The sequence below is a fragment of the Aeromonas sp. R7-4 genome, assembly GCF_040908055.1.
In the GTDB taxonomy this organism is placed as follows: Bacteria; Pseudomonadota; Gammaproteobacteria; order Enterobacterales; family Aeromonadaceae; genus Aeromonas; species Aeromonas sanarellii.
The window spans coordinates 93,900-118,592 of record NZ_JBFODA010000039.1 but is presented as its reverse complement, the minus strand read 5'-3'; the positions used below and the strand labels follow the sequence as shown (position 1 = coordinate 118,592).

The 24,693-nt window shown below is 61.8% G+C and carries 19 protein-coding genes, 1 tRNA gene and 1 rRNA gene; 11 read left to right on the top strand and 10 right to left on the bottom strand.

Translation table 11 applies throughout. From position 1 onward, the window contains the following. Positions 1–17: 17 nt before the first annotated feature. From AB5Y72_RS11005 to AB5Y72_RS10990, 4 genes are all read left to right on the top strand, one after another. Positions 18–93, top strand: a tRNA-Thr gene (locus AB5Y72_RS11005). Between the two features lie 22 nt (positions 94–115). Further along, positions 116–230, top strand: a 5S ribosomal RNA gene (gene rrf / locus AB5Y72_RS11000). A gap of 165 nt (positions 231–395) precedes the next feature. After that, the gene (ebgR, locus tag AB5Y72_RS10995) at positions 396–1,361 is read left to right on the top strand and encodes a transcriptional regulator EbgR (RefSeq protein WP_368199021.1); all 966 of its coding nucleotides are present in this window, start codon (positions 396–398) and stop codon (positions 1,359–1,361) included. 247 nt (positions 1,362–1,608) lie between these two features. Continuing rightward, a complete protein-coding gene (locus AB5Y72_RS10990) occupies positions 1,609–2,580 on the top strand; it encodes a bile acid:sodium symporter family protein (protein WP_368199020.1) in 972 nt (323 codons plus the stop codon). A gap of 57 nt (positions 2,581–2,637) precedes the next feature. Here AB5Y72_RS10990 and ovoA read toward each other — a convergent pair whose 3' ends face one another. Next, the gene (gene ovoA / locus AB5Y72_RS10985; protein ID WP_368199019.1) at positions 2,638–4,785 is read right to left on the bottom strand and encodes a 5-histidylcysteine sulfoxide synthase; all 2,148 of its coding nucleotides are present in this window, start codon (positions 4,783–4,785) and stop codon (positions 2,638–2,640) included. 314 nt (positions 4,786–5,099) lie between these two features. Here ovoA and AB5Y72_RS10980 point away from each other — a divergent pair, with 314 nt between their 5' ends. Further along, positions 5,100–5,822 (top strand): DUF2807 domain-containing protein, encoded by a 723-nt coding sequence (locus tag AB5Y72_RS10980; RefSeq protein ID WP_368199018.1) that lies wholly within the window; start codon positions 5,100–5,102, stop codon positions 5,820–5,822. A gap of 82 nt (positions 5,823–5,904) precedes the next feature. Here the strand turns inward: AB5Y72_RS10980 and fghA are convergent, their stop codons facing one another. Both fghA and AB5Y72_RS10970 read right to left on the bottom strand, forming a co-directional pair. Further along, positions 5,905–6,759 carry an S-formylglutathione hydrolase gene (fghA, locus tag AB5Y72_RS10975; RefSeq protein ID WP_368199017.1) on the bottom strand — a complete coding sequence of 285 codons (855 nt, stop codon included), beginning with the start codon at positions 6,757–6,759 and terminating at the stop codon, positions 5,905–5,907. Between the two features lie 49 nt (positions 6,760–6,808). Beyond that, positions 6,809–7,936, bottom strand: a complete 1,128-nt coding sequence (locus AB5Y72_RS10970; RefSeq protein ID WP_368199016.1) for an S-(hydroxymethyl)glutathione dehydrogenase/class III alcohol dehydrogenase — start codon at positions 7,934–7,936, stop codon at positions 6,809–6,811. 118 nt (positions 7,937–8,054) lie between these two features. On the opposite strand from AB5Y72_RS10970, the gene AB5Y72_RS10965 reads away from it, so the two are divergent. Next, the gene (locus AB5Y72_RS10965) at positions 8,055–8,960 is read left to right on the top strand and encodes a LysR substrate-binding domain-containing protein (protein ID WP_368199015.1); all 906 of its coding nucleotides are present in this window, start codon (positions 8,055–8,057) and stop codon (positions 8,958–8,960) included. 501 nt (positions 8,961–9,461) lie between these two features. Beyond that, complete coding sequence (locus tag AB5Y72_RS10960; protein WP_368199014.1) at positions 9,462–10,634, top strand: M28 family metallopeptidase; 1,173 nt, start codon at positions 9,462–9,464, stop codon at positions 10,632–10,634. 76 nt (positions 10,635–10,710) lie between these two features. Here the strand turns inward: AB5Y72_RS10960 and AB5Y72_RS10955 are convergent, their stop codons facing one another. From AB5Y72_RS10955 to AB5Y72_RS10940, 4 genes are all read right to left on the bottom strand, one after another. Beyond that, a complete protein-coding gene (locus AB5Y72_RS10955) occupies positions 10,711–11,676 on the bottom strand; it encodes an ABC transporter permease (RefSeq protein WP_042075866.1) in 966 nt (321 codons plus the stop codon). A 2-nt stretch (positions 11,677–11,678) separates the two neighbouring features. Beyond that, on the bottom strand, positions 11,679–12,797 hold the full coding sequence (locus AB5Y72_RS10950; RefSeq protein ID WP_209794836.1) for an ABC transporter permease: 1,119 nt from the start codon (positions 12,795–12,797) through the stop codon (positions 11,679–11,681). Continuing rightward, positions 12,794–14,362, bottom strand: a complete 1,569-nt coding sequence (locus AB5Y72_RS10945) for an ABC transporter ATP-binding protein (RefSeq protein WP_042075862.1) — start codon at positions 14,360–14,362, stop codon at positions 12,794–12,796. Before AB5Y72_RS10945 ends, AB5Y72_RS10950 begins: the two co-directional genes overlap by 4 nt. An 87-nt stretch (positions 14,363–14,449) precedes the next feature. After that, positions 14,450–15,448, bottom strand: a complete 999-nt coding sequence (locus tag AB5Y72_RS10940) for a BMP family protein (RefSeq protein WP_042075861.1) — start codon at positions 15,446–15,448, stop codon at positions 14,450–14,452. A gap of 416 nt (positions 15,449–15,864) precedes the next feature. Between AB5Y72_RS10940 and uvrD the strand changes: the two genes are divergently transcribed. From uvrD to AB5Y72_RS10925, 3 genes are all read left to right on the top strand, one after another. After that, positions 15,865–18,036: a DNA helicase II gene (gene uvrD / locus AB5Y72_RS10935; protein WP_368199013.1), complete on the top strand. Its 2,172-nt coding sequence runs from the start codon at positions 15,865–15,867 to the stop codon at positions 18,034–18,036. Positions 18,037–18,359: 323 nt separating this feature from the next. Beyond that, the gene (locus AB5Y72_RS10930) at positions 18,360–19,613 is read left to right on the top strand and encodes an ATP/GTP-binding protein (RefSeq protein WP_368199012.1); all 1,254 of its coding nucleotides are present in this window, start codon (positions 18,360–18,362) and stop codon (positions 19,611–19,613) included. A gap of 19 nt (positions 19,614–19,632) precedes the next feature. Continuing rightward, the gene (locus AB5Y72_RS10925) at positions 19,633–20,151 is read left to right on the top strand and encodes a hypothetical protein (protein ID WP_368199011.1); all 519 of its coding nucleotides are present in this window, start codon (positions 19,633–19,635) and stop codon (positions 20,149–20,151) included. A gap of 177 nt (positions 20,152–20,328) precedes the next feature. Here the strand turns inward: AB5Y72_RS10925 and AB5Y72_RS10920 are convergent, their stop codons facing one another. The 3 genes from AB5Y72_RS10920 to AB5Y72_RS10910 all read right to left on the bottom strand — a co-directional run bounded on the left by AB5Y72_RS10920 (position 20,329) and on the right by AB5Y72_RS10910 (position 23,006). Continuing rightward, positions 20,329–20,859: a transposase gene (locus AB5Y72_RS10920; RefSeq protein WP_049636728.1), complete on the bottom strand. Its 531-nt coding sequence runs from the start codon at positions 20,857–20,859 to the stop codon at positions 20,329–20,331. A gap of 189 nt (positions 20,860–21,048) precedes the next feature. Next, the gene (locus tag AB5Y72_RS10915) at positions 21,049–21,942 is read right to left on the bottom strand and encodes a LysR family transcriptional regulator (RefSeq protein ID WP_368199010.1); all 894 of its coding nucleotides are present in this window, start codon (positions 21,940–21,942) and stop codon (positions 21,049–21,051) included. 278 nt (positions 21,943–22,220) lie between these two features. Further along, the gene (locus tag AB5Y72_RS10910) at positions 22,221–23,006 is read right to left on the bottom strand and encodes a hypothetical protein (protein WP_368199008.1); all 786 of its coding nucleotides are present in this window, start codon (positions 23,004–23,006) and stop codon (positions 22,221–22,223) included. Positions 23,007–23,301: 295 nt separating this feature from the next. Here AB5Y72_RS10910 and AB5Y72_RS10905 point away from each other — a divergent pair, with 295 nt between their 5' ends. Then, positions 23,302–24,672, top strand: coding sequence for a DUF4397 domain-containing protein (locus AB5Y72_RS10905; RefSeq protein ID WP_368199007.1), 1,371 nt, complete (start codon positions 23,302–23,304; stop codon positions 24,670–24,672). The last annotated feature ends 21 nt before the right edge of the window (positions 24,673–24,693 follow it).

Below are 24,693 nucleotides of genomic sequence, written 5' to 3'. Positions count from 1 at the left end.
TCTTTACCGGTTAGTGTGCTGATATGGCTCAGTCGGTAGAGCGCATCCTTGGTAAGGATGAGGTCCCCAGTTCGATTCTGGGTATCAGCACCATTTTCAAGTAGTAAAGCTTTTGCCTGACGGCAATAGCGCCGTGGAACCACCTGATCCCATGCCGAACTCAGAAGTGAAACGCGGTAGCGCCGATGGTAGTGTGGCATTCGCCATGCGAGAGTAGGACACTGTCAGGCACCTATTCAGAAGAGGCCTCCCATTAGGGAGGCCTTTTTGCATTTCAGCCCCCTCTTCCTCACCCCTTCTGTCGGTGTTTTAGTAAAAATACTGGGCTATCAAGGGATTGATCATTACCCTCTAGGCGTTGCCGACCAACAGGTGAGGCTGCCAGCGAGGTATTGATGGCTACGTTGAAGGAAATTGCGCAGGAGGCGGGCGTCTCGCTCGCCACGGTATCCCGGGTACTGAACGAGGATCCCAGCCTGAGTGTCAAGGAAGAGACCAGGCAGAAGATCGTCGAGATCGCCGAGCGGCTGGAGTACAAGACCAGCAGCGCCCGCAAGGGCGTCCACAAGGGCAGGCTGCACTTCCTGTCCGTCTATGCCTACCCGCAGAGTACCGAGGTCAATGATCCCTACTACCTCGCCATTCGCTACGGTATCGAGACCCAGTGTGCCCGCCTCAATATCGAGCTCACGCATTGTTATCACGGTGGCGAAGGGCGTGAGCTCCCCGCTGTCGACGGCATCCTGGTGGTGGGGAGTCTCACCCCGGAGCGTCTGATCCAGTTGCAGCACAGCTCTCCCCAGCTGGTTTTCATCGATTGCCGCTCCCAGAGGGAGTTCGACTCAGTGGATGTGGATCTGGCGCTGATCAGCCAGCAGGTGGTGGATTTCTTTGTCGCCCGGGGGCACCGGCGCATCGGCTACATTGGTGGCCAGCATGATGGCCCGGATCTGCGGGAGCTGGCCTTCACCGATTACGGCCGGCGGCTGGGGGTGGTGCAGGAGCAGGATCTCTATCGCGGCGATTTCTCCAGTGCCTCCGGTTATCGGCTGGCGAGGGAGATGCTGGCCGGTGACTGGCCCAGTGCGCTCTTCGTCGCCTCCGACTCCATCGCCATCGGGGTGCTGAGGGCCATCCACGAGAAGGGGCTGGCCATTCCCCAGCAGATTGCGCTCATCAGCGTCAACGATATCCCGACTGCCAAGTTCACCTTCCCGCCGCTCTCCACGGTGCGGATCCACTCCGAGCTGATGGGCTCCCAGGGGGTCAATCTGCTGGTCGAGCGGTTGCGCGACGAGCGCGACATTCCGCTGCGGGTGTTGGTACCGAGCAAGCTGACACTGCGCGGAACTACAGGCTGATTTTAGTAAAATATGCTCTGTTTTAGTCGCCGCCATGGAGTGACATGTCGCCTGCCCCATGGGCACGGGCCGGCATATTGGGTTTCCCTGCCACTGCGAGTTGTCGCTCAACTTTGCGCCTCCGGTTTATCGGGGTAAGCTGGGAATCCGTTTCAACAGGAGTCGTGCCACAGCTCCTGTTGTGTTTCCTGTCGTCCCCGAACCGGCCCCGCGAGGGGACGGGATCTGCTTTCACTGGAGACCGCTCGTGCGTCTGGATCCCTTTACCTCTGTACTGATTGTGGTGGTCGCGCTGGCCTCCTTCTTCCCCTGCGAGGGGCAGGTGGCCGTCTGGTTCGGTCTGCTGACCAAGCTGGCGGTGGCGCTGCTGTTCTTCATGCATGGCGCCAAGCTGTCGCGCCAGAACCTGCTGGCGGGCCTCGGCCACTGGCGGCTGCACCTGGTGGTGATGGCCAGCACCTTCCTGCTCTTCCCGCTGCTGGGGCTGCTGCTCACGCCGCTGGTGCCCCACTGGCTGAGCCCGGCCATCTACCTCGGTTTCCTTTACCTGTGCGCCCTGCCGGCCACAGTGCAGTCGGCCATCGCCTTCACCTCCATGGCCGGCGGCAATGTGTCGGCGGCGGTGTGCAGCGCCTCGGCCTCCAGCATCCTCGGCATCTTCCTCTCGCCGGTGCTGGTGGGGCTGATGATCAATGTGCAGGGGGAGGGGGTCGATACCTGGCACTCCATTCAGGCCATCATGGTGCAGCTGATGCTGCCGTTCGTGGTGGGCCACCTGTCGCGCCCGCTCATCGGCCGCTGGGTCGACAGCCACCGGCCGCTCATTGGCAAGCTGGACCAGAGCTCCATCCTGCTGGTGGTCTATGTGGCCTTCAGCGAGGCGGTGGTGCAGGGGATCTGGCATCAGGTAGGCTGGTACGATCTGGCCAGCATCGTGCTGCTGAGCTGCGTGCTGCTGGCACTGGTGCTGGGCTGGAACGTCTGGATCAGCCGTCGCCTCGGCTTCAACAGGGCGGACGAGATCACCATCGTCTTCTGCGGCTCCAAGAAGAGCCTGGCCAACGGGGTGCCGATGGCCAACGTCATGTTTCCGGCCGCCAGCGTTGGGGTCATGGTGCTGCCGCTGATGATTTTCCACCAGATCCAGCTGATGGTGTGCGCCGTGCTGGCTCGCCGCTACCACGAGCAGGAGGCCGTGCCCCAGGTTCAGCAGGGGTAAGCGGTCCGGATAAAGAAGAGGGAGGCCATGGGCCTCCCTCTTTCGTTTGTCGCCTCGTCAGCGTTTGCGCCAGACGGTGAGCTGGGCCACCGTGTGCTGGTACTTGCGGGCGGTCTCGCGGATGACGAAGGGGACGTCCCTCGGGGGCATCTGCTCCTCGAACTCCGCCGCCAGCAGCCGTTGCAGCGCCTGATAGGTGCCGAGGGCCTCGCCGTTCTCGCGCACACCGCCGAGCCAGTTGGCCTTGGGGGTGTAGTCGGTCAGCCAGGTGTAGGGGCTGGTGAGCACCAGCAGGCCGCCACTGCGCAGGCGAGGGGCGATATCCCGCAGGAAGCGGGCGGGCTCCCGCAGCCGGTCGATGAGGTTGGAGGCGAGCACCAGGTCGTAGTCGCCGTACTTGGGCTTGAGGTTGCAGGCGTCCCCCTGGCTGAAGTGGACCCGCTCGCTCTGCTCGCGGCCGAGCTCGTGGCGGGAGAGGCGCGCCTCGCAATATTCCACCAGCTCCCCTTCCACCGGCACCGCATAGCGGAAGCTGTCCTGTCTGGCCAGGGTCAGGGCCACGTCGATGAAGCGGGCCGAGTAGTCGACCCCGTCCACGTGGGCGAAGCGGCGAGCCAGTTCGAAGCTGGCGCGACCGGTGGCGCAGCCGATGTCCAGCGCCCGCTGATGGCGACTGCACAGCTCGCTGGCAAGACCGGCCAGGGTCTGGGCGTAGTTGGCGACCCCGAAGTGGCTCGGGCCGTAGTGGAAGTCGAGATACTGAGCGACGAGCGTGTCGGTTTCATAGGGGTTCACGATGACGGGCTCCTGATGGCGTGAGACCAGGTAGCGGAAGCCCGCGTGCTGGAAGAAGTGGCGACGGAAGGCGTAGCGGGAGGACTTGAGCGCCTCGTTGCCGGTGCTGATCCAGCTCCCGCCCTTGATGAGCGTGTGCTTGCCGTCGAAGGTGGGGGTGGAGAAGTCGTCGTAGAGGGGATGCACCTTGAACCCCTCGAAGCCGTCGATGGCGGTGCTGGTCCACTGCCAGACGTTGCCCACCAGATCGAAGAAGCTCCCCTGGGGGCAGGCGTCCACCGGGCAGGAGGAGGCGAAGCGGGCCAGGTTGATGTTGCCGGGGGCCTCCATCCAGTCCGGCTGATCGCCGGCCAGTTGCTCCCGCAGCAGCATCCATTCCCCCTCGCTTGGCAACTGGACGGGCAGGCCGGTCTGATCCGCCTGCCAGCGGCAGAAGGCGGCGGCCTCCAGCTGGTTCACCTCCACCGGCCAGTCCCAGGGCATGGGAACCTGCTCGGTCATCAGCCGCAGTTGCAGCTGCTCGGGTTCGGCGGGGTCGCCAACCCAGAAGGTGGGCATGCGGGCCCCGGCATACTGGCGCCAGCCCCGGCCCTCGTCGTCCCACCAGGCGGGCTCTTCATACCCGCCCGCCTGCACGAAGGCCAGGTACTCGGCGTTGCTCACCAGCATGCGGCTGGCCTGGAAGGGGGCCAGCTCGATGTGGCGCTCGCCGTATTCGTTGTCCCAGCCGTAGGTGGCGTCCTGCTTGCCGAGGCGCACCCGGCCGCCGGCCACCGGCAGCAGGGTGTTGACGGGGACGGCGGCGAGATCGTGGCGCGCCTCGGGGCAGACCGGCCACTGGGGCTGAGTGCGCACCCAGGCCAGTGGCAGCTGGCGGATCAGCACGCTGGAGGTCTCGAGATGGATGCGCTCGTGCTCTATGCCCATCAGGATGACCCAGGCCGGACTCTGCCAGTCGATGGGCAGGGTCAGCGGCATCCGCTCGATGAAACCACACACCAGGGCGCGCACATGGCCGCGGTAGTCACGCAGCTCTGCCACCGTGGGCCAGTCGTAGTGGGTCTCGTCCAGATCGTCCCAGCTCATCTCGTCCACCCCGATGGCGACCAGGGCCTCGATGCGGGGGTCGAGCCGGCCCTCGATGAGGCGGGCCGCCAGCAGCTTGTTGACGAAGAAGGCGGCGGTGTGGCCGTAGTAGAAGATGAGCGGGTGGCGCAGGGGGATCGCCTTGTTGAACCAGGCACGCTCGTCGGCCAGGCAGTCGAACAGCGAGTCGTAGAGATCGAAGGTCTGGCAGAAGTAGGCGAGCAGCTCACGGCGTTTCTGCTCGGGATCCTCGCCGGTCAAGAGCGGGGTGCGGGTGGGGGCAGGCAGGCCCGGGGTGGCGAATGGGTGGCTGGCTTGGGTCACGCTCGGACTCCTTGTTGGTATGCGTCGATGGAGTGCTCTATACGCACCAGGTATCACTATTGGCTCAACGGCGCGGTGCGGCAACCAAAAAGTGCCGCCAGTGTGTCGATCGGGCACCATGTTCGGGTGTGGTCAGTTTTACCAAATTATGGTCTGAATGACTCTCTATAATGGGTTATCAATGGTGTGAAAAATCAATTTTCATCTTTAAATCATATATTTATTTTCATGGTATGGGGTTTGCTGATGTGATTCACCCTGTCGCCCAGGCCAAGGGGGCCCGGCACGACAGGAACACGACGAGGAGAGTGTGGATGAGATGGATGCTGGGAGTGGTGCTGGCCCTGGGACTGACCGGATGCAGCTGGCAGGATGACGTCAAGGTGCGCGGGGAGGGGGCCGTGGTGGAGCAGCAGCACCCCCTGGGGCGGGAGGTGACCCGGGTGCTGGCGGGCGTGCCCGCCAACCTGTACCTGGTGGCGGGAGAGAGCCACACCCTCAGGGTCAAGGGGGAGGCCAACCTGCTGCCCTACCTGGTGTTCACCGAGAAGGGGGAGAAGCTGGAGATCGAGGTCAAGGAGGGTTACCGGCTCGACCCCACCCGGCCGCTGGAGATCACCATCACCCTGCCGACGCTGCACGAGTTGGCGTTGGCGGGGGTTGGCAACGGCTCCTTGCGCGACTTCAAGGGGGATGACCTGGTGCTCTCTCTCGCAGGCACGGGGGACATAGTCGCCAGCGGGCTGACGCTGGATCGGCTGGAGGGCAACATCGCCGGGCTGGGCAACCTGGATCTGGGGCAGGGCTCCGCCCGGGTGATGGCGCTGAACATCGCCGGCGCCGGTGGCGTCAAGGGGGCCGGGCTCGCCAGTCAGGAGGTCGAGGTGAGCATCGCCGGCAGTGGCGAGGTCGAGGTGCGGGCCCAGTCGCGGCTCAAGGTAGAGATCGCCGGTGCCGGTGCGGTCAGCTACTGGGGCAGCCCCGAGCTGACCAGCGAGATCGCGGGTTCCGGTCAGGTGAGCCGGTTGGGGAGCTGATCCCCGGCGATGAAAACCCGTCATCAAGAAGGCCCCGCGGGGCCTTTTTTCATGTGGCTTGGCAGCGCTCCGCTTGCCCGCGTCAATCCCGGGCCGGTTCGCCCAGGTGGCTGGCGTGAAAGCGCAGGTGCGCCTCGATGAAGCTCGCCACGAAGTAGTAGCTGTGATCGTAACCGGGGTGGCGGTTGAGCGTCAGGGGCCACTCACGGGTGGCGGCCACTTCGGCCAGGGTGTCGATGCCGAGCTGCTCCGCCAGGAAGGGGTCGTCCAGCCCCACATCCACCAGGGTCGGCAGGGGCGGGCTGTCGTGGTGGCGCAGCAGCTGGCAGGCATCCCACTCCTGCCACAGCAGGGGGTTGTTGCCGAGGTAGGCGCCGAGGGCCTTCTGGCCCCAGGGGCAGCGACTCGGGTGGCTGATGGGGCTGAAGGCCGACACGGATCGGTAGCGGCCGGGCTCGCGCAGGGCGGCGATGAGGGCGCCGTGGCCCCCCATGGAGTGGCCGCTGATGGCGCGCCGGGTCGAGACCGGGAAGTGGGTCTCGATGAGCTCTGGCAGCTCCCGGGTGACGTAGTCATACATCTGGTAGTGATCCCGCCAGGGGGTCTGGGTGGCGTTGACGTAGAAACCCGCCCCCATGCCGAGGTCGTAGCCCGGATCGTCCGGGATCCCCTCGCCGCGGGGGCTGGTGTCCGGCGCCACCAGGGCGATGCCGAGTTCGGCGGCCACACGCTGTGCCCCCGCCTTCTGCATGAAGTTCTCGTCGGTGCAGGTGAGGCCGCTGAGCCAGTAGAGCACCGGGACTTTCTGGCCGGTGAGGGCCTGGGGTGGCAGGTAGATGGCGAAACGCATCTCGCACCCCAGCACATTGGAGCGGTGGCGATACTGCTTGTGCCAGCCGCCGAAGCTCTTGTTGCTGCTGATGATGTCCAGATTCATGTAAGGACTCCTTGCCCCACCCATGCATATGGGCGGGGCGCTCATGGGATCAGTAGTGGATGACGGTGCGGATGCTCTTGCCTTCGTGCATCAGATCGAACGCCTCGTTGATCTGCTCGAGGGGCATGGTGTGGGTGATGAAGTCGTCCAGGCGGAACTCCCCCTGCATGTAGCGCTGTACGTAGCTCGGCAGTTCGCTGCGACCGCGCACCCCGCCGAAGGCGCTGCCGCGCCACACCCGGCCGGTGACCAGCTGGAACGGACGGGTGCTGATCTCCTGGCCCGCGCCGGCCACGCCGATGATGACAGACTCGCCCCAGCCCTTGTGGCAGCACTCCAGCGCCGCGCGCATCACCTTGACGTTGCCGATGCACTCGAAGGAGAAGTCGACGCCGCCGTCGGTCATCTCGACGATCACCTCCTGGATGGGCTTGTCGAACTTGTTCGGGTTGATGCAGTCGGTGGCGCCCAGCTTGCGGGCCAGCTCGAACTTGCTCTCGTTGATGTCGATGGCGATGATGCGGCCGGCCTTGGCGAGGCGGGCGCCGATCACGGCGGAGAGGCCTATGCCCCCCAGCCCGAAGATGGCGACGCTCTCACCCTCTTTCACCTTGGCGGTGTTCATCACGGCGCCTATGCCGGTGGTGACGCCGCAGCCCAGCAGGCAGACCTCCTCCAGGGGGGCGGCCGGGTCCACCTTGGCGATGGAGATCTCCGGCAGTACCGTGTATTCGCTGAAGGTGGAGGTGCCCATGTAGTGGTAGATGGGCTGGCCGTCCTTGGAGAAGCGGGTGGTGCCGTCCGGCATCAGCCCCTTGCCCTGGGTGGCGCGGATCTTCTGGCACAGGTTGGTCTTGCCGGATTTGCAGAACTTGCACTCGCCGCATTCCGGGGTGTAGAGGGGGATCACGTGGTCGCCGACCTTGACGCTGGTGACGCCCTCGCCGACGGACTCGACGATGCCGCCACCCTCGTGGCCCAGGATGCAGGGGAAGACCCCTTCCGGATCTTCACCGGAGAGGGTGAAGGCATCGGTGTGGCAGACGCCGGTGGCGACGATCCGCACCCGCACCTCGCCGGCCTGGGGCGGCATGACCTCGACCTCTTCGATGGAGAGGGGCTGACCCGGGCCCCAGGCGATGGCGGCCTTGCACTTGATGCTCTGAACCTGTGCCATGAATGACGTCCTCGTAGTGGTTGGATGAACGGAAATGAGTTCGGAGATCCAGTGTAGTTTCCCGCTGATTTGGTGATAATAACGCTAAGTATCAAATCACTTTTACACACAGGTAATAATGTTCGGCTGGGAAGGGGTCTGTGAATTTGTCAGCGTGGCGGAGCAGGGGGGCTTTACCCCGGCCGCGCGCAAGCTCGGGGTGTCGGTGGCCCAGGTGAGCCGCCAGGTGGCGCAACTGGAGGACAGGCTGCAGGCCAAGCTGCTGCTGCGTACCACCCGCCAGGTGCGTCTCACCGAACTCGGGGAGATCTATTTTCGCCACTGCCGCCAACTGCTGGACAACCTCTACGAGGCGGAGCTGGCGGTGGGGCGCCATCAGGCGGTGCCGCAAGGTTCCTTGCGCATCACGGCCCCCGTCTCCTACGGCGAGAGCCGCATCGCCCCCTTGGTGAACGACTTCATGGTGCGCTTCCCCCAGCTGGAGGTGACCCTGAACCTCACCAACCAGCTGCTAGATCTGGTGCACGAGGGGTACGATCTCGCCATCCGGCTCGGCCACCTCAAGGACTCGACCCTGGTGGCCCGCAAGCTGGCGCAGCGGGTGCCCTATGTGTGCGCCTCCCCCGCCTACACCGCCCGCCACGGCATGCCCAACAGCCTCTCGGAGCTGGCCCGTCACACCTGTCTGGTGGGCAACGGGGACGAGTGGCACTTCACCCTGAACAGTAAACCCCACAGCGTGCGGGTGCGCGGCCTGCTGCAGTGCAACAGCGGCCACGCACTGCTGGATGCGGCCATCAAGGGGATCGGCATCATCCAGCTGCCGGACTACTACGTGAGCGACCACCTGGCCCGGGGGGAGCTCATCGAGCTGCTGCCGGAGCTGCGTGCCCCCGAGGAGGGGATCTGGGCCCTCTATCCCCACAACCGCCACCTCTCCCCCAAGGTGCGGCTGCTGGTGGACTATCTGGCCGAGCGCCTCAGCGATCCCCATCAGCCCGCCCTGGTGCGGCCCATCGGCTGACTCTCTGATAACAGACGCCCCCATCAGGTGCTGGAAAGCAGATGTTGAAGCAGGCCATCGCTGTGGGGACCGTCCCCCCCAGCCTTGCAACACCTTTCGCTTCCCATGACCTGGCGCCAGCGTCCTGTTGCTCAACAGGCGCTGGCCGCTCCCCATCCGATGATGTCATGGATCACCCATGCAGGCCCGTCGCTGCTGCCCCTGGCTATCCGCGCCGGCATGGCACAGTTTGACTCCCTTTGTCAGCCCCCCAGGTCAGGGCCGCACGCCGCCTCTGCGGCGGGCACGCTGCGCAGGTTCCCCTCGCCAGCACAAAGCTCCGTCAGACTCCCTCATGCCGGCGCAGTAGACAGCAGATCCTGCCGCGGCCCCCACCGGACGGAGGGATGGCCGCACCAGACGGGCAAGTCCACACCCATTTACCCTTGGCTAGACTGGTCAGGTCGTCTAATGACACCCATTTGGCACACATGCCTGCAACACTATCTGGAAGGATCCGATATGAAACCCTTGTTGACCGCCCTCTTGCTGCCCCTCGCCGTACAGGCCGCCGACCCTGTCTGGATCACGATCGGCGCCGACAGCGGCGTCGAGCTCAAGCAGGTCAAGGCCAAGCCGGCTCCCCTGTTCAGCGCCAGCGGCGCCCCGATCCAGCTGGCCCAGATCGAGGCGAGCGAACTCGGCACCCTCTCCCACCTGATGCACGAAGGTCACCAGCGCTGCGGCGGCTATGTGGTGCACAGCACCCTGGCCGACGCCCTGCAGAGCATGGCCCAGCCCATCAGCCAGAACCTGTTCAGCGCCCCGCCGCTGACCCAGGGGGCCAGCGTCAACCGGCTGCTGCCCTATCTGGATCAGGGCAACATAGCCGGCACCATCGGCCAGCTGGCCAGCTGGCGCAACCGCTACTACACCACCACCACAGGGGTGCAGTCGGCAGACTGGGTGGCCGGCCAGTGGCAGACCCTGAGCGCCGCCCTGCCCTGGGCCAGCGTCAGCCGGGTCAAGCACAGCGGCTATCCACAGCAATCCGTGGTGCTGACCCTCAAGGGCAGCCGCTACCCGGACGAAGTGGTGGTGCTCGGCGGTCACCTCGACTCCACCGCGGGTTCGGCACCCAACAGCCGCACCCTGGCCCCCGGCGCCGACGACGATGCCTCCGGCATCGCCACCCTGACCGAGGTGCTGAGGGTCATCGCCGAGCAGGGTCGCCAGCCGGAGCGCACCCTGCAGTTCATCGGCTATGCGGCGGAAGAGGTGGGGCTGCGGGGCTCCAAGGACATCGCCACCCGCTACAAGGCGGCCAACACCAAGGTGCTGGCGGCGCTGCAGCTGGACATGACCAACTACCAGGGCTCGGCACAAGACATCGTCTTCATGACCGATTACACCGACCAGGGGCTGACCGGCTATCTGGCCCAGTTGCTCGACGCCTATCTGCCCCAGATCCGCTACGGCTACGACAGCTGCGGTTACGGCTGCTCGGATCACGCCTCCTGGCACAATCAGGGCTACCCGGCCGCCATGCCGTTCGAGTCGCGCTTCAACGACTACAACCCCAACATCCACACCGCCCAGGATACCTTGCAGAATTCCGATCCCTCGGCCGCCCACGCCCTCAAGTTCGCCCAGCTGGCCACCAGCTTCGCCATCGAGATGGGCAAGATAAACTGAGGCGTCAGGGGCAATGAAGCACGCAAAAAAAGGCCCACTGTCGTGGGCCTTTTGCATTCTTGGCAGGGGCGGGAAGCTATTCCCGTTCCTTGACATAGGGGGTGCCGAGCGCCTTGGGTGCCACCGCCTTGCCGATGAAGCCGGCCAGCAGGAACACGGTCAGGATGTAGGGCAGCGCCTCGATGGCCTGCACCGGGATCGGGAAGTCGCCGATGCTGACCCCCTGCAACCGGATGGCGACGGCGTCGAGGAAGCCGAACAGCAGGCAGGCCGCCATGGCGTTCCAGGGGCGCCACTTGCCGAACACCAGCGCCGCCAGTGCCATGAAGCCCTTGCCCGCGCTCATGTTGGGGATGAACTGGGCGGTCTGGGCCACCGCCAGGTAGGTGCCGCCGATGCCGGCCAGCAGGCCGCCGATGATGAGCGCCGTGTAGCGCATGCGCACTACGGAGATGCCGGCGGTATCGACCGCGGCCGGGGCCTCGCCCACGGCGCGCAGGCGCAGGCCGAAGCGGGTGCGGAACAGCACCCACCAGGCCAGCGGCACGGCGGCGAAGGCCACGTATTCCAGCAGGGAGTGGCCGCTCAAGAGCTCGCTGTAGAGCTGGCCGATGACGGGCACGTCGTACAGTTCCTTGGCGTAGGGCAGGTCGATGGGGGCGAAGCGGGCGTCACCGGACAGTGCCGGGGTCTGACCGCCCTGATCGAACCAATAACGGCCCAGGGTCACGGTCAGGCCGGCCGCCAGTATGTTGATGGCCATGCCGCTCACCACCTGATCGCCGCGGTGGGTGATGGTGGCGAAGCCGTGCATCAGGGCGAACAGGATGGATATCCCCACCCCGACGCCGAGCCCGATCCAGGCCGAGCCGGTGACGGCGGCGGCCGCCGCGCTCGCGAAGGCGGAGGCCAGCAGCTTGCCCTCCAGGGCGATGTTGACCACCCCGGAGCGTTCACAGAACATCCCGGCCATGGCCGCGAGGATCAGCGGCGGTGCAGTACGGATGGTGGCATCCAGCATCAATATCAGGGTTTCGAACATGGTCAGGCTCCTTTGACTTGCGCGGCTGAGCGGTTGGCGAAGGCTAGGTAGGCCTGCTCGATGCGCGGGCGCAGCATGTGCTCCAGGGCGCCGCAGAACAGGATCACCAGACCCTGCAGCACCACCACTATGTTGCGGTCCACCCCGAACTCGAAGCTGAGCTCGGCGCCGCCCTGATAGAGGAAGCCGAACAGCAGGCTGGCGATGATGACGCCGACCGGGTGGTTGCGCCCCATCAGCGCCACCGCGATGCCGGTGAAGCCGAAGCCCTCCACGAAGTTCAGCTTGATCTGGTGCAGCTCGCCCTGCAGCACGTTGAGGGCGAAGAAGCCCGCCAGCATGCCGGAGATCACCATGGCCAGGATCACCACCTTGGGATAGGAGATGCCCGCATAGGCGGAGGCGCTCTGGCTGGCGCCGACCGAGCGGATCTCGTAGCCCCAGCGGGTATGCCAGATGAAGACCCAGACCAGCAGCGCGCAGATCAGCGCCCAGAAGAAGCTGATGTTGAGCGGGCTGTTGGGCATCTCCATGCCGAAACCGGCCGCCAGTTCACTCATCTTCGGCAGCCAGCTCGCCACGGCGAACACCTTGCTCTCGGTGGCCATGGAGCCCGCCGGCTTGAAGATGTCCACCAGCAGGTAGGCCATCAAGGAGGCCGCGATGAAGTTGAACATGATGGTGGTGATGACGATGTGGCTGCCGCGCTTGGCTTGCAGCCAGGCCGGGATGAAGGCCCAGGCCGCACCGAACAGACCGCCGGCAATGATGGCCAGCGGCAGCAGCAGGGCGAACGGCAAGACGTCGCCGAGCAGCAGGCAGACCAGACCGACGCCGAGGCCGCCGATATAGGCCTGCCCCTCACCGCCGATGTTGAACAGGCCGGCGTGGAAGGCCACCGCCACCGCCAGACCGGTGAAGATGAAGCCGGTGGCGTAGTAGAGGGTGAAGCCTATCCCCTCGCCGGTGCCGAAGGCGCCATACCACATGATCTCGGCGGCATCGATCGGGCTGATGTCGAGGTAATAGAACAGGATGGCCGACACCAGGAAGGCCAGCAGTATGTTGATCGCGGGCAGGACGCCCACGGAAATCCAGGCGGGAACACGTGCTTGGCTCATGGGCGAGCCTCCTTGGCAATCTCGTCGGGAATGATGTTAGCCATCATCAGACCTATGGTGCGTTCATCGGCCTTGGCGCCGTCCAGCTCGCCGACGATGCGACCGTCTGCGATGACCAGGATACGGTCAGACAGGCTCATGATCTCGTCCAGCTCCACCGACACCAGCAGCACGGCCTTGCCCTTGTCGCGCATGGCGATGATCTGCTGGTGGATGTACTCGATGGCGCCGATGTCGACCCCGCGGGTCGGCTGGCCGACCAGCAGCACATCCGGGTCCTGCTCCACTTCCCGGGCGATCACCAGCTTCTGCTGGTTGCCGCCGGAGAAATTCGCGGTCTTGTGCTCGGGATGGGGCGGGCGCACGTCCCACTTGTCCATCTTGGCCTGGCAATCCTGGCGGATCGCCTCCTTGTCCTGCAGCCAGCCCTTGTTGTACTGGGCGCGCTGGTGGTAGCCGAGGATGAAGGCCTCTTTCGCCTCGAAGCGGTTGATCAGCCCCATCTTGTGGCGATCTTCCGGGATGTGGCCGAGGCCGAAGTTGCGCACCTGCTCCGGGTTGGCCGGGCGGGAGGGATCGACCAGGTGGGCCTTGCCGTCACCCAGGATGCTGAAGCTGCCCTTGCTGGGCTTGATGATGCCGCCGAGCAGGCTGAGCAGCTCGGACTGGCCGTTGCCGGAGACGCCGGCGATGCCGACCACTTCCCCGGCCCGTACCTCGAAGCTGGCGGACTTGACCCGCTCCACGCCGGCGTCGTCCACGTAGCTGAGGCCCTCGACCTTGAGCTTGGCCTCGCCCGGGTGGGCGGTGCCCTTGTCGACCTTGAGGCGCACCTTGCGGCCCACCATCAGCTCGGCGAGCTGCTCCTTGTCGGTATCCTTGGTGGCGACGTGGGCCACCATCTCGCCCCGGCGCATGATGGAGACCTGATCCGTGATGGCCAGGATCTCCCGCAGCTTGTGGGTGATGATGATGACGGTGGTGCCCTGATCCCGCAGCTTCTTGAGCACCTCGAACAGGTGATCCGCCTCTTGCGGGGTCAGCACCCCGGTCGGCTCGTCCAGGATCAGGATACGGGCGCCGCGATAGAGCGCCTTGAGGATCTCGACCCGCTGCTGCAGGCCCACCGGCAGATCCTCGATCTTCTCGTGCAGCGGCACCTCGAGACCATAGTCCCGGGCCAGCTCGCCGAGCAGCTTCTCGGCCGCGCCCAGGCTCTTGCCCAGATGCCAGCCATTTTCCGCGCCGAGGATCACGTTCTCCAGCACGGTGAAGTTGTTCACCAGCATAAAGTGCTGGTGCACCATGCCCACGCCTGCGGCAATCGCATCCTGTGAGCCATGGGGTTTGAAGGGGTGACCGTCGATCAGCATCTCACCTCTGTCGGCGTGGTAGAAACCGTAGATGATGCTCATCAGCGTCGACTTGCCGGCGCCATTTTCGCCGACGATGCCGTGAATGCTGCCTTTACGAACCTTGAGGTCGATCTGCTTGTTGGCGTAAACCTCGCCAAAGCGCTTATCGATACCTCTTAATTCGATGGCATAGCGATCTGTCTGGTCCATGATGCAGGTCCTTGCGAGTCATGAAGTAGAGACTAAAAACCGGCCCGTATGGGCCGGTCATCTTGGGTTGAGAGTAGTAGCGGTGACTCAGTACTTACAGGAGTTGTCGCTCATGTAGTCGTGCACCTTGATCTTGCCGGCGATGATGTCGGCCTTGATGCTCTCGACCTTGGCCTTCATCTCCGGGGTGATCAGCTTGGCGTTGTTCTCGTCCAGCGCCCAGTCAACACCGCCTTCCGCCAGACCCAGGGACTGGATGCCGGGCTTCCAGGTGCCCTTGGCGGCGTCATCCCAGGTCTTGTACGCGGCCAGGCCGACGGACTTGACCATGGAGGTCAGCATGGTGCCGGGTTGCAGGTGGTTCTGGTTGGAATCCACGCCGATGGCGAACTTGCCTTCGTCCTTGGCGGCCTGGTAAACACCGATGCCGGTACCGCCGGCGGCGGCATAGACCACGTCGGCACCCTTGGCGAACTGGGACTTGGCCAGCTCTGCACCCTTGGCCGGGTCAGCAAAGGCCGCCGGGGTGGAGCCGGTCATGTTCTGATAGACGTCGATCTTCGGATTGATGTACTTGGCGCCCTGCTCGTAGCCGCACTGGAATTTTCGGATCAGCGGGATGTCCATGCCGCCCACGAAGCCGACCTTGCCGGTCTTGGAGGCGATGGCGGCCAGGGCACCCACCAGGAAGGAGCCTTCATGCTCCTTGAAGATGAGGGACTGCACGTTCGGCTTGTCGACCACCATGTCGATGATGGTGAACTGGGTGTTCGGGAACTCGGTGGCGACCTTCTCTACCGCGGAGCCCATGTTGAAGCCGACGGCGACGATGGGGCCGTTGCCACGGCTGGCCAGACGACGCAGGCCCTGCTCGCGCTGGGCTTCGTTCTGGGGTTCGAACTCCTTGACCTTGACGCCTTTGTCCTTGTTGTAGAGTTCGACGCCGTTGCGGAACACGGCTTCGTTGAAGGACTTGTCGAATTTGCCTGCGGTGTCATAGATGACGGCGGGCTCGGAGGCTGCCTGAGCGGACAGGGCAGCAAGGGTGAGGGCGGCCACGGTGGCCAGCTTGAGCACTTTAGTCACGATCGTATCCTTGATTGTTATGTGAGGGGCCACAACCTGCCGTGGCAGGTCATAAAGCACGCTGGCTAACTGTAAGTGAGCCAGATTGTGGGTCAAGGAGATCATAAAGGAAAAACGTTTGCGTTAACGGTTTGAAATATAAGCAATTTGCCTTATAAGTGATTGTTTTTGGCGTTGTTTCCAGAACTAAATGCTGTGATTAATAGGTGTCAAATGACATTTTTGTTTGTATTCATCGAGTTAGACGCAAGCGTTTTCGTCCGTCGATGAAAATCAAGGCTTCCATTGACGCCAATTTGCACCCCGGACGCCTCCCGCGGCACTGGGCCGTCGGGCACAGCTTCCCGTCAGGCCGATTTGGTCTCTGGCGGCTCAGGCCGTATAATCCCCGCCTGTATAAATAAACAGGAGTGGTGATGGACGTTTCAACCCTGCTCGACGGGCTCAATGACAAGCAAAGAGACGCGGTGGCGGCCCCCCGTTGCAACCTGCTGGTGCTGGCCGGTGCCGGTTCGGGCAAGACCCGGGTGCTGGTGCACCGTATCGCCTGGTTGATGCAGGTGGAACGCTGTTCACCCTTCTCCATCATCGCGGTGACCTTTACCAACAAGGCGGCGGCCGAGATGCGTGGCCGGGTCGAGAAGGTGATCGGTGACGGCGTGCGCGGCATGTGGATTGGCACCTTCCACGGCATCGCCCACCGATTGCTGCGGGCCCACCATCTGGATGCGGGGCTGCCCCAGGATTTCCAGATCCTCGACTCCGACGACCAGTACCGCCTCATTCGCCGGGTGCTCAAGGCGCTCAACCTCGACGAGAAGCACTGGGCCCCGCGCGCCGTGATGGGCTACATCAACGGCAAGAAGGACGAGGGGCTGCGCCCCGGCGACATCGACCTCTACGGCGACCCCGTCACCCGCACCTACCAGCAGATCTACAAGACCTATCAGGAGACCTGCGATCGCTCCGGGCTGGTGGATTTTGCCGAGCTCCTGCTGCGCGCCCACGAACTGTGGCTCAACAAGCCCCACATCCTCGAGCACTACCGGGATCGCTTCCAGAACATCCTGGTGGACGAGTTCCAGGATACCAACGGTATCCAGTACGCCTGGCTGCGGATGCTGGCAGGGGATTCCGGCAAGGTGATGATCGTCGGTGACGATGACCAGTCCATCTACGGCTGGCGCGGCGCCAAGATTGAGAACATCCAGCGCTTCCTGACCGACTATGAGGGCGCCGAGACCATTCGCCTCGAGCAGAACTACCGCTCCACCGCCAATATCCTGAAAGCCGCCAACAGCGTCATCGCCAACAATGCGGAGCGCCTTGGCAAGGAGCTGTGGACCGAAGGGGCCGAGGGGGAGCCGATTTCGCTGTACGCCGCCTTCAACGAGGTGGACGAGGCCCGCTTCGTGGTCGGCCGCCTCAAGGACTGGAAAGAGAAGGGGGGTCTGCTCGCCGACTGCGCCATCCTCTATCGCTCCAACGCCCAGTCGCGGGTGCTGGAAGAGGCGCTGATGCAGGATGCCATGCCCTATCGTATCTACGGCGGCCTGCGCTTCTTCGAACGCCAGGAGATCAAAGACGCCATGGCCTACCTGCGCCTTATCAACAACCGTGGCGACGACGCCAGCTTCGAGCGGGTGGTCAACACCCCGACCCGCGGCATCGGCGATCGCACCCTCGAGATCCTGCGCAACAACGCCCGGGATCAGGGTCAGAACCTGTGGCAGTCCGCCAAGACCCTGCTCAATGACAAGGTGCTGACCGGCCGCGCCGGCAACGCGGTGCGCGGCTTTGTGGATCTCATCGACGCGCTGGAGAGCCAAGTCTCCCTGCTGCCACTGCACCAGCAGGCGGATATCGCCATCCAGCACTCCGGGCTCAAGGCCATGTATCTGGCGGAAAAAGGGGAGAAATCCCAGGCGCGGGTAGAGAACCTGGACGAGCTGGTCACCGCCTGCCGCCAGTACCAGCGCCCGGACGAGCTGGAGGACATGAGCGATCTCTCCGCCTTCCTCGCCCATGCGGCGCTGGAATCCGGGGAGAATCAGGCGGACGAATACGCCGACGCGGTGCAACTGATGACCCTGCACAGCGCCAAGGGGCTGGAATATCCCCTGGTGCTGCTGGTCGGTGTGGAAGAGGGCATGTTCCCCAGCCAGCAATCCACCGAGGAGTCGGGCCGGCTGGAAGAGGAGCGCCGCCTCTGTTACGTCGGCATGACCCGCGCCATGGAGAAGCTCTACATCTGTTATGCCGAGAGCCGCCGCATCTACGGCCGCGAGATGTTCCACAAGCCGAGCCGCTTTATCCGCGAGATGCCCGCCGAGTGTCTGGAGGAGATCCGCCTGCGCACCCAGGTCAGCCGACCCACGCAATATGGGCGCTTCAGCCAGAATGAGGTGCAGCAGAGCTTCGACGCCAGCGGCATCAAGCTCGGCCAGCGGGTGCTCCATCCGAAATTCGGCGAAGGGATCGTGCTCAACTTCGAAGGGGTCGGCCAGCAGAGCCGGGTGCAGATCCAGTTCGACGAGGTCGGTGCCAAGTGGCTGGTGACGGCCTATGCCAGATTGGAGGCGCTCTGATTTCTTTCGCCTTTTGATGCAATCAACCCGGCGTAGGCCGGGTTGGTTTTTATATGATTAGATTCGCGATAGTCCAAATACCTTTAGCTATTCAAACCTACTAGCTGTAACTGCTCTCAACCTGCCCAGTTTTGTTGGTCGGAAGACTTCTATATCAGTAGCTACATCTCGTGCAACTTATGTGGATCAATGAAGGACGTCAGGTGGCGCCTACCTGTCCCAGCGTTACTTCAGCTGACGAGATTAGGCTGTCTATCGACAGCGCTGACTTTGTATCATACATTAGAGCAACTAAGACGATTTTATGTCTAGAGGCGCCTAGTATGATTAAAAAGTATAAGTTTATTAATTTTCAATCCTACCTGAATGAATGTGAAGTTGACTTTTCAGTCAATAAAAGAGCTCCCCATTCATACTATGACTATGAACTACTAGATGGCTCCAAGATTGCCAAGGTAATGGCTGTCATGGGTGCAAATGGTGCTGGTAAGTCAAACCTTCTCAAGCCACTATCATTTTTATCTTGGTTTATCCCCGATTCTTTTGGCTTCGCTGATCAGAGGGAGGGAATATTTATACTTCCACATGCGAAGACATCAAAAAACAATACGGTAATTGAACTCTCTTTTGTTCTTCCTAGGACGAAAGAGCATAATGATGAAGTAGAATATAAATATTATATCGAACTCAACTCTGAATATATAGTTGAAGAGTCGTTGAAGCTTAAAACATCACGTTTGTATTCAAACGTTATTTCTAGAAAGCTTATTGACAACAAAAAATTCAAATACAAAGTTTCTAAGAGCAAAAAATATGGTTCATCTTTGGATGAGCGTATTCTAGAAAAAGCCCCAAGAAATTGCTCTATATTTTCATTCATTGATAATCTTTTGTCGGAAGAAGAAAAAGATGATGTGGAGAACTCTGTTCTATTGCTTCCGATTTATTATTTCAGAACTAACCGCAGTAACATCCAGGCTATTGGTAAAAAAAATATTTCAGATAACCTTGACCAATCCATAGAGTTTTATAAAAACAATCCAGACGATTTTAAAAAGATCAAAGATTTACTGATTAAATATGATCTTGGAATTGAAGATATAACGCTTGAAGAACGTCTTCTAATGAACTCAGAAACGGGTCAAGAAGAGAATGCAACTATACCCATGTTTACTCATGAGTGTGAAAAAGGTTCTTTTAAAATCCCAATATTCATGGAGTCTAGTGGTACGAAGAGTGCTTTTTGTATTCTTGCATTTATAATGGAGACGCTCACAACGGGTGGTGTAGCTATTCTAGATGAATTTGACAATGATCTTCACCCACACCTCACGGTAGAAATTATAAACTTATTTAAGAGTCAGTCCAAGAACCACATGAATGCTCAACTTTTGTTCAATACTCATTCTCCCGAAGTATTGAAGAGTTTGAGAATGCAGCATTGTTACCTAGTAGAAAAAAGAAATGGAATTTCAAGTGCTTACAGAGCGGATGATGTAGAAGGCTTGTTAGCAAGGGACAATTTGTACGCAAAGTATGTCTCTGGTTCTCTTGGTGCAGTACCCAACTTTGACTAAAGTAACTGGAACAGACTTTATGGCACGAACAAAATTCACAAGAAAATTAAAAGAAACTCTTGTTTTTGTTGGGGAAGGAGAAACAGAAGAGGCCTTTATTAGTTATCTGAGGTCATTATTCTCTACAGGTAACCCAAGTGTAAAGGTAAAAAGCGCTGGTGGGAAAGGTCCAAGTAATGTAATAGGTGATGCAATCGGGACATTAAACTCTTCTGGTTGTGACCGTGTAGCAGCACTACTAGACCTTGATTTACCATGGCCTAAAACTAAGGTTAGCACAGCAAGAAAGAAAAAAATAATCCTTATTGGTGTTGATCCTTGTATTGAAGCAATGTTGATTGACATACTTGAAATACAAAGACCGACACCATGTAATAATCAGACATGTAAAGCATTACTACATCCAAAGCTAAACGGTAGTCCAACAGAAAAAACAAGTTATGCTGCTCTTTTTAACAAAGACACGTTATTAAAAGCGAGAACGCGAGTCTCACCATTAGATGATATAATTAAGGTCATTACTGGTGACTTAAAGTAATATATAAATCTCGGACACCTATCTTTATGCGCAAAGAGTAGCTAGCTAGGTTGGTTATAGGTAAAATAATGGTGTCCGAATATTCATCTTCTGCACAAGACCGTAGGTTCGATTAGCGAAGCGTAATCGGACGATCGCGTAATCAGACGTTTACAACGGAACAACCCTTTTAGGGGTTTACTCCAATCCTCCCAACACCCCATCCACCGACCCGCACCAATCCGGCGGATAGACGCCACTCGCCACGTAACGATGGAAGGTGGAATACGGCCAATCGGCCACCCGCGTGACATGACCATGTTTGAGGGGGTTGATATGGACATAATCCATATGGTGGCGGTAATCCTGCTCATCCCGGATCAGGTGTTCCCAATAATGGCGTTGCCAGATGCCCCGCTCCCCGTGGCGCAACCGGGTCTGGCTACGCCGCTCGGTCACCGGCAAGGCGCGGGAAAAGTGGCTTTTGATCAACCGCCACCGCAGGGGGAAATCGGTGTCCCCCTGCGGTAAAGAGAGGATGCAGTGGAGATGGTCGGGCAACACTACCCATGCATGAATGGCGAAGGGGTGAGCCTGTTGCACCTTGGCAACGCTATGGCGCAGCAGGTCGATCTGCTCCACCAGCAACCGGTTGTTGCGCCGCTCCAGCAGGTTGACGGTAAAGAACCAGGTTCCTCCGGGCCACCATGCCCGCCGCCAGTTGGCCATTCCTTGCCCCTTGCCTCAGTCGAAAAGCCAAGCATAGCCTTGTTGTCTATATAGCCAATCACGCGAATGTCCTATGACGCGAACGTCCGATTACGCGATCGTCCGATTACGCTTCGCTAATCGAACCTACACGCTGCATACAGGTATCGTGGCCGAGAGGCACAAACCCCAAGCTCCCGCCTGTCTGACTTACCTCGGCTGAAACGCCTTGACGAGAAATTCGATAAAGAGCCGCACGTTGCGGGACTGCTCCTTGTGGAAGGGGTAGACGGCGAACAGGGCGTGGGGGTCGGGTTGCCAGTCGGGGAGCAGTTTGACCAGGGTGCCGTCCGCCAGTTCGCTTGCCACGAACTCTTTGGGCACCAGGATCACCCCTAGCCCCTGCACCGCCGCCTGTTTCAGGGCGATGCCGTTGTTGGCGCAGAAGCTGGCGGGGGGCAGCTCCACCGCCACGCTCTCCGCGTCCCGGGTGAAGAACCACTTGTTGGGGGAGGAGGAGAGGCTGTAGCGCAGGCAGTTGTGGCCCTTGAGATCCGCCGGGTGGGCAGGCTGGCCCGCCTCTTTCAGGTAATCGGGGGCGGCGCAGAGCACCCGCTGCACCTCGCACAGGGGTTTGGCGCGCAGGGTGGAGTCCTCCAGGGTGCCTGCCCCCCGGATCACCACGTCCAGCCCCTGATCCACCAGATCCATGTAGGCGTCGCTCAGGATCACCTCGATGCCGATCTCCGGATAGCGGCGCTGGAATTCGCAGACAAGGGGGTTGAGCCGGATCAGCCCGTAGGACATGGGCATGCCGATCCTCAGCCTGCCCCTGGGGGTGAAGGAGGCGGCCATGATGGACTGGTCGGCGGCCTCCAGGCTGTCCAGCACGGCGCATATCTGGCCGTAATAGGCCATGCCCGATTCGGTGACGCTCAGCCGCCTTGTGGTGCGGTTGATGAGGGCAATGCCGAGAAAGGCTTCCAGCTCGTTGATGTTCTTGCTGACCGCCGCCTGGGAGAGGCGCAGGTCGTCCGCCGCCGCCCTGAAGGTGCCCATTTCCACCACCCGGCGAAAGACGTTCAGCGCCGTGATCTTGTTCATCCTGCCCCCGTTAATTCACTACTGGTAAATGATGGCGCCATCATTGCGCACTTTTATCACAATAGTGCGGTTCCCCGGGGTGTCCACCCCCCATCCCCCGCCAGACAGAGAGCTGCCCGTGGCAGACCGGCCCGGATCATGGCCCTCCGGGCGTGGCAGAGACGCAGACGAAAGAGAGGCGATGGGCCCCGGGCACCCCGGCCCCGAGGTGGCAGGCGTAGCAGGCATAAAAGCAGGCGGCAGGGCCCGGGCCCCGCCGCCAGATGGCACGCACCGGCTTACTGCACCTTGCCGGGGGCGGGGGGCAGGGTGATGCCGACATCGGCCCAGGGGTTGGTGCCAAGCAACTGGGCGTGGGGCACATCCGCCTGGTAGCGCATGGTGAATGCTCTGGGGCCGTGGGCGAAGGCCACCAGCAGCCCCTGTTTTGCATCCATCAACCCGGCGTGCATGCCCAGCCCGTGATAGCTGACTCGCACGGCCTTGTCCTCCAGGCCCACCTTGTCGATCTGGAAGCGGGCGATGCTGCCGTCTTTGAGGGTAAAGCCCCAGCGGAACGGCCCGCCGCTGACCACCGTCATCACCTCGTCGATGTCGGTGCCGTCCTCGGCGGAGTTGACGTGCATGCGGCCATATTTGCCCAGCACGGCGCTGCGGGTGCGCTCGTCCAGCGCCATCAGGTCATAGACCTTGGGGTAGGGGCCGACGCCGGTCTCCTCGGTGGCGACGCCGCCTCCTTGCACCGCGGGCTCGCGCCCTGCGAGCCTGGCCTGCTCCAGCAGCTCCCCCTGACTCAGGTTGAAGGCCGAGATCAGGGCGCCGTGCTCCGCTTTGGTCAACGCGCGGCGGTGGGAGGCTTCAAGCAGCGGCCTGGCGGCCTCGGGGATGTCGACGGTGACCACGTTGACGCCTATGGGGTTGAGCGCTTTGTTGACCGCCTCGACCCCGCTGACGGCGGGGCGGCCATCGCTGAACTGCACCGAGACCAGATCACCGGCGATGGTGTTGAAAGAGAGGGCCGAAGCGATAACGCCGGTCAGCAACGCGAGATGGGTGAGTTTCATACAAGACTCCTCGTTAAGGTTCGAGAAGCAGTCTAGGGCGGTGAAGTGTTCACTGAAATGGCGCTCGGCTGATATGAAAATTCACTGACAGTAATCAATAGCAGGGTTCATGGTGCGGGCACACCCGCCAGGTGAACCAGGCGCTCACTGCCGACGTGACGGGGGCAGGGCGGGTGAGCCGCTCCTGGCCGTCCAGGCTGCGTCACAGCCTGGGCAAATAAAGTACAAAAGGTGATGATCCAGTCATTAGAGAGATGCATATGCCTGTGGGGACCAATCAATGGAGAATGACCAGATGAAAGGGATTCAACGTTGTGCCGCACTCGCAATGATACTGGGTCTGGCTGCGTGCGGAGGCAGTGACAATGACAGCAGTTCGCCCAATGCCGCCATCAGGATCAGCCACCTGGCCCCCGATGCCCCCAGGGTGAATGTCAATGTCGATGGGGCGGCCTTGCTGACGGCCGTTGACTATGGCTCAAGCAGCGGGCTCAAGCCGATTGCGGCAGGCAGTCACGAGCTCGCGGTAGACGGCATACTGCCGGGCGGTACGACGACCGTCATAGGCCCGGTGTCGCTCGAGTTGAAGCCGGACACCCAGTACGACGTGCTGGCGGTCGGCAAGCTGGCGGGGAGCGGGGATAGTGCCTTTGGCCCTCTGGTGATTGAGCGGCCGAACCAGGCGCCCTCGGGCGGGGATATTCGCGTGCAGGTGCTGCATGCCGCGCCGACTGCCCCCGCCGTCGACGTCCATGTCACAGCTCCCGGGGCCGCGCTGACCAGCCCGACGCTGGCCAATATCCCCTTCAAGACCCATAGCGACCCCCTGACCCTGCCCGCGGGTGCATACCAGATCCGGCTGACCCTGCCGGGGAGCGCGGCCGCGGTGTATGACTCGGGCCCGCTGACCCTCGACGGCGGTAGCGACCTGCTGATCGCGGCGATCGACAACCTGGGGGCAGGGCCAAGCCCGGTCAAGCTGCTCGCCATCGACAGTGCTGGTGCCACCCCCATCCTGTCTGCCGATGAGCAGGCTCAGCTGAGGGTGGTTCATGCGGTTGCCGATGCCCCTGCAGTCGACATCCGGGTGAATGGCGTGGCCCCGACGGCGGCTCCGCTGCAAGGATTGGCCTTCAAGGGGGATACCGGGTATCTGGAGCTGGCCGCCGCCGACTATGACCTTGTGGTGACGCCGACCGGCGCGACTGCGCCCGAGGTGATCAACGCCAGCGACGTGCCGCTCAAGGCGGGCGCCCGCTACTCCCTGTTTGCCGTGGGCCAGTTGATGGGGCCATCCGGCGAGACCATAGAGCCGCTGTTGCTGACCGATACCGGTCGTTCGGTGGCGACAGAGGCGCAGCTTAGGGTACTTCATGCGGCCCCCACGGCCCCGGCGGTGGACGTCTACCTGACCGCGGGGACGGACATCGGCGGCGCGACTCCGGTGCTCAAGGCCGTGCCCTTCAAGGCAGACAGCGGTTATCTTGCCGTCGCCGCCGGAGACTACTTTGTCACCGTCACGGCATCGGGCGACAAGGCGCCGGTCATTGGCCCCCTGCCGGTCACCCTGGCCGATGGCCAGGTGCTGACCGCGGCGGCCCTGTCTGACAGTGTCGGCGGCGTGGATCCTGCGCTGCTGATCCTGGAGGACGTCGGCAGCAACTGATGCTCCGCCGCTGGCCAAAAG

Coding starts and splice junctions, on each gene's coding strand:
- AB5Y72_RS10950 (WP_209794836.1), bottom strand. CDS start 12,797: ATGAGCCAAGCACGTGTTCCCGCCTGGATTTCCGTGGGCGTCCTGCCC.
- ebgR (WP_368199021.1), top strand. CDS start 396: ATGGCTACGTTGAAGGAAATTGCGCAGGAGGCGGGCGTCTCGCTCGCC.
- uvrD (WP_368199013.1), top strand. CDS start 15,865: ATGGACGTTTCAACCCTGCTCGACGGGCTCAATGACAAGCAAAGAGAC.
- AB5Y72_RS10925 (WP_368199011.1), top strand. CDS start 19,633: ATGGCACGAACAAAATTCACAAGAAAATTAAAAGAAACTCTTGTTTTT.
- AB5Y72_RS10970 (WP_368199016.1), bottom strand. CDS start 7,936: ATGGCACAGGTTCAGAGCATCAAGTGCAAGGCCGCCATCGCCTGGGGC.
- fghA (WP_368199017.1), bottom strand. CDS start 6,759: ATGAATCTGGACATCATCAGCAGCAACAAGAGCTTCGGCGGCTGGCAC.
- AB5Y72_RS10930 (WP_368199012.1), top strand. CDS start 18,360: ATGATTAAAAAGTATAAGTTTATTAATTTTCAATCCTACCTGAATGAA.
- AB5Y72_RS10945 (WP_042075862.1), bottom strand. CDS start 14,362: ATGGACCAGACAGATCGCTATGCCATCGAATTAAGAGGTATCGATAAG.
- AB5Y72_RS10905 (WP_368199007.1), top strand. CDS start 23,302: ATGAAAGGGATTCAACGTTGTGCCGCACTCGCAATGATACTGGGTCTG.
- AB5Y72_RS10955 (WP_042075866.1), bottom strand. CDS start 11,676: ATGTTCGAAACCCTGATATTGATGCTGGATGCCACCATCCGTACTGCA.
- AB5Y72_RS10910 (WP_368199008.1), bottom strand. CDS start 23,006: ATGAAACTCACCCATCTCGCGTTGCTGACCGGCGTTATCGCTTCGGCC.
- AB5Y72_RS10920 (WP_049636728.1), bottom strand. CDS start 20,859: ATGGCCAACTGGCGGCGGGCATGGTGGCCCGGAGGAACCTGGTTCTTT.
- AB5Y72_RS10965 (WP_368199015.1), top strand. CDS start 8,055: ATGTTCGGCTGGGAAGGGGTCTGTGAATTTGTCAGCGTGGCGGAGCAG.
- AB5Y72_RS10915 (WP_368199010.1), bottom strand. CDS start 21,942: ATGAACAAGATCACGGCGCTGAACGTCTTTCGCCGGGTGGTGGAAATG.
- AB5Y72_RS10960 (WP_368199014.1), top strand. CDS start 9,462: ATGAAACCCTTGTTGACCGCCCTCTTGCTGCCCCTCGCCGTACAGGCC.
- AB5Y72_RS10980 (WP_368199018.1), top strand. CDS start 5,100: ATGAGATGGATGCTGGGAGTGGTGCTGGCCCTGGGACTGACCGGATGC.